The 6,339-nt window shown below is 71.0% G+C and carries 4 protein-coding genes; 2 read left to right on the top strand and 2 right to left on the bottom strand.

Features of this window, described 5'->3' with window-relative positions:
- Positions 1 to 35: 35 nt before the first annotated feature.
- A complete protein-coding gene (locus ACFWV2_RS32940) occupies positions 36 to 2,843 on the bottom strand; it encodes an NACHT domain-containing protein (RefSeq protein WP_384411075.1) in 2,808 nt (935 codons plus the stop codon).
- A gap of 476 nt (positions 2,844 to 3,319) precedes the next feature.
- Between ACFWV2_RS32940 and ACFWV2_RS32935 the strand changes: the two genes are divergently transcribed.
- A complete protein-coding gene (locus tag ACFWV2_RS32935) occupies positions 3,320 to 4,036 on the top strand; it encodes a M23 family metallopeptidase (protein ID WP_384411071.1) in 717 nt (238 codons plus the stop codon).
- Positions 4,037 to 4,040: 4 nt separating this feature from the next.
- On the opposite strand, the gene ACFWV2_RS32930 is transcribed toward ACFWV2_RS32935, so the two are convergent.
- Positions 4,041 to 4,598, bottom strand: coding sequence for a helix-turn-helix domain-containing protein (locus ACFWV2_RS32930; RefSeq protein ID WP_360795811.1), 558 nt, complete (start codon positions 4,596 to 4,598; stop codon positions 4,041 to 4,043).
- Positions 4,599 to 4,699: 101 nt separating this feature from the next.
- Between ACFWV2_RS32930 and ACFWV2_RS32925 the strand changes: the two genes are divergently transcribed.
- Complete coding sequence (locus ACFWV2_RS32925) at positions 4,700 to 6,280, top strand: MDR family MFS transporter (protein ID WP_384411068.1); 1,581 nt, start codon at positions 4,700 to 4,702, stop codon at positions 6,278 to 6,280.
- Positions 6,281 to 6,339: the final 59 nt, after the last annotated feature.

Raw genomic sequence — 6,339 nt, 5'->3', positions numbered from 1 at the left:
GGAACCGATGGTTCCGGGGCCGCCCCTTCGCCGTGTCAGGAGAAGACGATCCGGACGTGCGCCGGGAGGTGCTCGGCCCCCAGGAGGCTGAGGCCGCGGGCGGTGATCTGCCGGAGGGCGGGGAACGCCGCTGCGACCGGTTCCAGGGAACGGGAGCCGTTGGTTCCCGTGGCCGGGAGGAGGCGCAGGGTGCCGACCGCCGGAAGGACGACGTCGGCCGGGCGTGAGTCCATGGAGTCGGCCTCGATGACGAGGGACGCGAGGCGGGGCAGCGCGGCCAGTTCCCGCCAGGAGTCCGCGGTGAGACGGACGCCTTCGACGGACACGGCGGTCAGGCCGGTGAGCGGGCCCAGCGGGGGCAGCGCCGGGTCCTCGTCCCCGCGGGTGAGGATCAGCTGTCGCAGGTCGCACCGGGCGACCAGGGCCGAGAGCTGGGGGTACGAGACGCCCGCGCCGATCTCCAGTGCCTCCGGGGTGAGGCCGAGACGGAGGACCTCCGCCGCCCGCTCGTCGTCGTCCAGGAGGAGACGCAGATCGGCGGGGTCCAGACCGGCGATGACCGCCTCGGCGTACGGGCGGGCCTCGAAGCGCTGCCACGCCCAGACGAGCTGGGCCCTGACGGCCAGCGCCGGGTGGGCGGCGAAGCGGGACAGGTAGGGGATGGCGGCGTCGACGGTGATGTGGCTGGCGGCGATCACCGTCGTCTCCGCCTCCCCGTCGGTCAGCCCCTCCGGTCCGGGCAACAGGTCGAGGACCAGCCGGCCCACCGCGGCCAGTTCCCGTGCCTCGTCCGGGGTGCGCGGGGGGATCACCTCCGCCGCGCGGGCCCGTACCTCGTCCCGTACCTCCGGCGCCACCTCCGTCGCATGGTCCAGGGCCGTCGCCGCCAGCGTCACGAGGCGCAGTCGTGCGCGCCGGTCCTGGGCGGCGGCCGCGGCGAGGAGTTCGCGGAGGATCTCGGCGCATTCGCGCGGGCGGGCGTGGCCGACGGCCATGCGGATGACGTCCTCCCACTGGTCGTCGGTCGCGTGCCGGACCAGGACGCCGATGTCCCAGCGGTCCACCAGGGCCTTGGCGGCCAGGTAGTCCTGGAAGGTGCGGTGGACGAACTCGACCGTGTCCGTCGTCGGCTCGCGCAGGAGGCCGCTGCGGTGGAGGAGGTGGGTGAAGACCGCGCCGGGGGCGTGCGCCGCCGCCTCCTGGACCGCCGGGAGGGCCTCGGTGACGATCGACTCCGCGTGGGCGCGGTCCAGCTGGGTCCGGCCGTTGACCGTCAGCCAGTACGCGAGTCGCTGGATCAGCTGGATCTGCGGGGCCTCGTGGAGGGTGATTCCGTACGGCGTTCCGATGTCCCGCTCACGGTCGCGCCGGGCGAGGAGCATGGAGAGGGCGGCCTCGTAGAGCGGTTTGCGGCCCTGCGGGAGGTAGCCGCGCCGGTCGCGGTGGAGGGCGCAGATCAGGCCGCACATCAGGGGGTTGGTGGCGAGCCGGGCGACGTGCTCGGTGGTGCGGAGGGCGTCGAGGAGCGGCTGCTCGAACGGGGCCGCGTCCGCACCGGCGGCCCGGTGCCAGCGTCGTACGAAGGTGGAGACCTCGGTACGGGTCATGGGGGAGAGCGTCAGCTCGGCGAAGCCGTCCTGGGCCAGCCAGTCGTCGCGTACCGCGGTGGGGCGCGAGGTCACCAGCCAGCGGTTGCCGTCGTACGTGTCGAGGAGGCCGCGCAGCCAGTCGCGGGCACGTGACCGCTCCGCCTCGGGGATCTCGTCGATGCCGTCGACGAGGACCAGGCCCCGGCCGGCGGCCAGGACCCGGTCGGCCCAGCCTGCGGGCGGGGTGAGCGGACAGCCGGCGGCGGAGAGGAAGCGGTCGGGGGACGGGAGCCGCTCGCCGTGGCGGGTGAGGGTGCGCAGGGGGAGGACGAAGGGGACGCGGTCGCGCAGGTACGCCATGCCCTCCGCCGGGTGGTCGGTCGCCGCGGAGAGGGTCAGCCACTGCACGAGCGTCGTCTTCCCGGAACCGGCGAGGCCGCGCAGGAGGATCTTGTCGTGGCGGGCGAGGGCGAGGTCGGCGCGGACGGCGGCCGGGTCCCGCTGCCGGACGGCCTGAGCCGCCTCCCCGGACACAGGCTCCCGGCCCGTCGCCTCCAGGGACAGGTACGCCATGTCCAGCGGCCACCGGTCGGGCGACTCGTGCAGGTCGATGCCGTAGATCGTCAGGCGGCCGTGCTTCTTCGCCAGGTGGGTCAGGTAGCGCCGTTCGAAGTCCGCGTCCCGGCCGTCGACCCGGGGGGTCCGGCGGATGATCTCGTCGATCTTCGCGATGAGCTCGGTCTGGCCGCGGGTCTGCTCCACCAGGCTCCGGGCGACGAACGTGGAGCGCCGGGTGAAGAACTCCAGGATGTGGAGGGAGGCCCACTCCGTCATGGAGTCCAGGTAGAGCGCGGAGTCCGTGGAGAGACCGTCGGGAGCCGGGGCGGTAGCGCGCAGGCGACGGGCGAGTTCGCGGTGGCCGAGGCGGACGGCCTGGACGTCGTCCATGTCGAGGTCGCCGAGGGCGATGAGGGTCTTCGCGAGGGTGTCCGTGACGGCCTCCGCCTCGTCGGCCGGGAACGGCGGCTCTCCCTGCCCGTCGAGGGAGCGTCCGACCAGCGTCCCGGCGAGCTTGCGGACGTCCTTCTCGGTGAGGGTGCGCCTCTCGCCGCGGAAGGAGACGAGGGAGGAGAGCCGGACCGTGGCGTCGGGGGCCGTGAGTCCCGCCCCGGGGCCATCGCTGACCAGCAGTTTCTTCAGGAGCGGTCCGATCGCCGCCGAGGCGAGACGCGTGCCGATGAGTGCCGGTTCCATGTGTGTCCCCCCGTGGGTCCCGAAGCGGCCAGCGTAGTGCGGGAGGGCCGTGGGAACGGCTCGGTCGCGTGACCCAGATCCCATCCGCGGCCCGCGTCTGGTGACAAGGCGCACAGGCGTTTCGAGGGGTACTAACCGGATTAGTGCCAACCATTGGTGGTGATTCGGGACGTTCAGGAGTGGACCCTCGGGACTTTGGCCCCGGAGGGTCCCGAACCGGACGAGGCACGGCGTTTTCGGCGGTTCCGGACAGGTGCGACAGGCGGATCAACCGGTTCTCTTGTGTCGGTATGTCCGATTTCGAAGGGGTGGTCCCGGGTCGTCAAGGGCTGAACTTCCATGGAGATCGCTACGACGTCATGTCGTAGATGGGGTGTTTTGGGCTTGATGGGAGTCCGGGTTACCAAGGATGAGCAAGCCCGGCGCAGCGCACCGTTCGCGTCGGGTCCCGTACATCCCCGGAGGTTTTCCCCCGTATGTCGAAGCGCGTCATGAACCCCGCCGCCCGTGCCACCGCCGTCGCTCTCGCCGCCGCGGGCCTGGGAGTGACGATGGTGACCGGAGCAGGGTCCGCCTTCGCCGCCGAGGGCAAGGCCGCCGCCCCGGTCGCGATCACCGCGTCCGCCGCCGTCGCCGCCCAGGCCGACACCCAGGCCCACGTGGCCGCCCAGGTGAAGGCCGCCGCAGCGAAGGCCTCGGCCGCGAAGGTCACGGCCGTCAAGCAGGCCGCCGTCAAGAAGGCCGCCACGAAGGTCGTCGCCGCCAAGAAGGCCCCGTCCTGGGTCAAGCCGGTCGCCGCGTACACCCTCACCGCCAGCTACAACCAGGGCGGCGCCATGTGGGCCAGCAAGCACTCCGGCCAGGACTTCGCCGTCCCGGTCGGCACCCCGGTCAAGGCCGCGGGCTTCGGCACCGTCGTGAAGGCCGGCCCCAACGGTGGCGGCGACGGTCCCGCGTACGGCAACGCGATCGTCGTCAAGCACGCCAACGGCACGTACTCGCAGTACGCCCACCTGTCGAAGATCAAGGCGCACGTCGGCCAGAAGGTCGCCGCCGGTCAGCAGATCGCCCTCTCGGGCAACACCGGCAACTCCTCCGGCCCCCACCTGCACTTCGAGATCCGCACGACCCCGAACTACGGCTCCGCCGTGAACCCGGCCGCCTTCCTGCGGTCCCACGGCGTCTCCATCTGACGCCTCACGAGGCCCCGTGGGCCTGATTGAGCAGACCGAGGGCGACCTCGAGGACGGCTTCGCGCTTCTCCTCGGAGTCGCCCTCGACGTTGTCCATGAAGAACATCCCCGCGTGCAGCGTGAAGATCGCGCTCACACAGCGCACCCGGTCCAGGACGGCGAAGTCCGGCTCCTGGACCAGCCCGCTCAGTTCGAGCATCCGCTCCTTGAACGTCAGGCCGATGCTCAGCTCGCGGACGGCCGCCTGGTTCTCCTGCATGAAGCGGAACAGCGGGTACGCGCCGATCAGGGCCTCCTGGTAGCGGCGGAGGATCTCCTCCCTGACCTCCAGGGTGCGTGGCTGCTCCCGCGCCCAGGCGATCAGCTCGTCCATGGGCCGGGTGAGGTCCTGGAAGATGCCGATGATGATGTCTTCCTTGGTCTTGAAGTGGTAGTACAGCGCGGCCTTGGTGACGTCGAGGTGCTCGGCGATCTCCCGCAGTGAGGTCTTCTCGTACCCCTGCTCGGCGAAGAGCTGCAGGGCCACGTCCTGGATGCGCTGGCGGGTGTTGCCTCGGGCCATGGCTGCTCTCCACTTTCCAGAAAACTTACTTGACGCCCGGCTAGTGACCGGCCTACCGTCCTCAGTGTAGTAACTAGCCGGGCGGCAAGTAAGGGATCGAGATGACGACGCAGGACACGACCAAGCCAGCACGGGGGAAGTCGGAGCAGCAGCCACGCAGTGTGCGCGTCGTCCTCCTCGCCCTGATGATCGCGATGCTCCTCGCGATGCTGGACAACATGATCATCGGCACCGCGATGCCCACGATCGTCGGCGAACTCGGCGGCCTCGAACACCTCTCCTGGGTCGTCACCGCCTACACCCTCGCCACCGCCGCCTCCACCCCCCTCTGGGGCAAGGTCGGCGACATGTTCGGCCGCAAGGGGGTCTTCCTCACCGCGATCGTGATCTTCCTGATCGGCTCGGCGCTGAGCGGCATGGCCCAGGACATGGGCCAGCTCATCGGCTTCCGCACCGTCCAGGGCCTCGGCGCGGGCGGCCTCATGGTCGGCGTGATGGCGATCATCGGCGACCTGATCCCGCCCCGCGAGCGCGGCAAGTACCAGGGCATGATGGCCGGCGTGATGGCCCTCGCCATGATCGGCGGCCCCCTCGTCGGCGGCACCATCACCGACCACTGGGGCTGGCGCTGGTCCTTCTACATCAACCTGCCGCTCGGCGCCGTCGCCCTCGCCATGGTCACCACCGTCCTGCACCTGCCGAAGAAGCAGCGGGCCGAGGGCACCCGGATCGACTTCCTCGGCGCCGCGCTCCTCACCGTCGGCATCACGGCGATCGTCCTCGTCACCACCTGGGGCGGCACGGAGTACGCCTGGGATTCGGCCCCCATCGTCGGTCTCGCGGTCGGCGGCGCCGCCGCACTCGCCGCCTTCCTCTCCGTGGAGACCCGCGCGAGCGACCCGATCGTGCCGCTGCACATCTTCCGCAGCCGCAACTTCACCCTGATGTCCCTGATCGGCTTCATCGCCGGCTTCGTGATGTTCGGCGCGGTCCTCTACCTGCCGATCTTCCAGCAGTCCGTCCAGGGCGCCTCCGCGACCAACTCCGGTCTGCTGCTGCTGCCGATGCTGCTGGCGATGATGGTCGTCTCACTGCTCGTCGGCCGGTTCACCACCAGCACCGGCAAGTACAAGGTCTTCCCGATCGCGGGCGGCGCCCTCATGACGGCCGGCCTCTTCCTGCTCTCCACGATGGACACCGACACCTCGCGGGTGACCTCCGGGATCTACATGGCCGTCCTCGGTGCCGGCATGGGCTTCCTCATGCAGATCACCATGCTGGTCGCCCAGAACAGCGTCGAGATGAAGGACATGGGCGTCGCCTCGTCCTCCACCACCCTCTTCCGGACCCTCGGCTCCTCCTTCGGCGTCGCGATCATGGGCGCGCTCTTCACGAGCCGCGTCCAGGACGAGATGGCGGCGCGCGGCGGATCCGGGCTCACCGAGCGGACCGCCCAGCTCGACGCGGCGAGCATGGCCGAGCTGCCGGAGGCGCTCCGCGAGGCCTACCAGCACGCGGTCGTCTCGGGTACGCACGGCGCCTTCCTGGTCGGCGCCGCGGTCTCGGTCCTCGGCTTCGTCCTGGCCTTCCTCGTCAAGGAGGTGACGCTCCGCGGCGCCGGCCCCGAGCCGACCCCGAAGGCGACGGACGACGACGCCGCGAAGGTCACCGAGAAGGTCTGACCTCGCCCGCGGGCGGTACGAGAACGGTGGGGCCGGTCCCGGACGGGGCCGGCCCCACC

This window comes from Streptomyces sp. NPDC058671, assembly GCF_042716475.1.
GTDB lineage: Bacteria > Actinomycetota > Actinomycetes > Streptomycetales > Streptomycetaceae > Streptomyces.
Note: the sequence above shows the minus strand (reverse complement) of the source record. Positions and strands in the feature narration are given on the sequence as shown.

Excerpts from the sequence above, each read along its gene's own strand:
- ACFWV2_RS32925 (WP_384411068.1), top strand. The coding sequence starts at position 4,700 with ATGACGACGCAGGACACGACCAAGCCAGCACGGGGGAAGTCGGAGCAG.
- ACFWV2_RS32940 (WP_384411075.1), bottom strand. The coding sequence starts at position 2,843 with ATGGAACCGGCACTCATCGGCACGCGTCTCGCCTCGGCGGCGATCGGA.
- ACFWV2_RS32935 (WP_384411071.1), top strand. The coding sequence starts at position 3,320 with ATGTCGAAGCGCGTCATGAACCCCGCCGCCCGTGCCACCGCCGTCGCT.
- ACFWV2_RS32930 (WP_360795811.1), bottom strand. The coding sequence starts at position 4,598 with ATGGCCCGAGGCAACACCCGCCAGCGCATCCAGGACGTGGCCCTGCAG.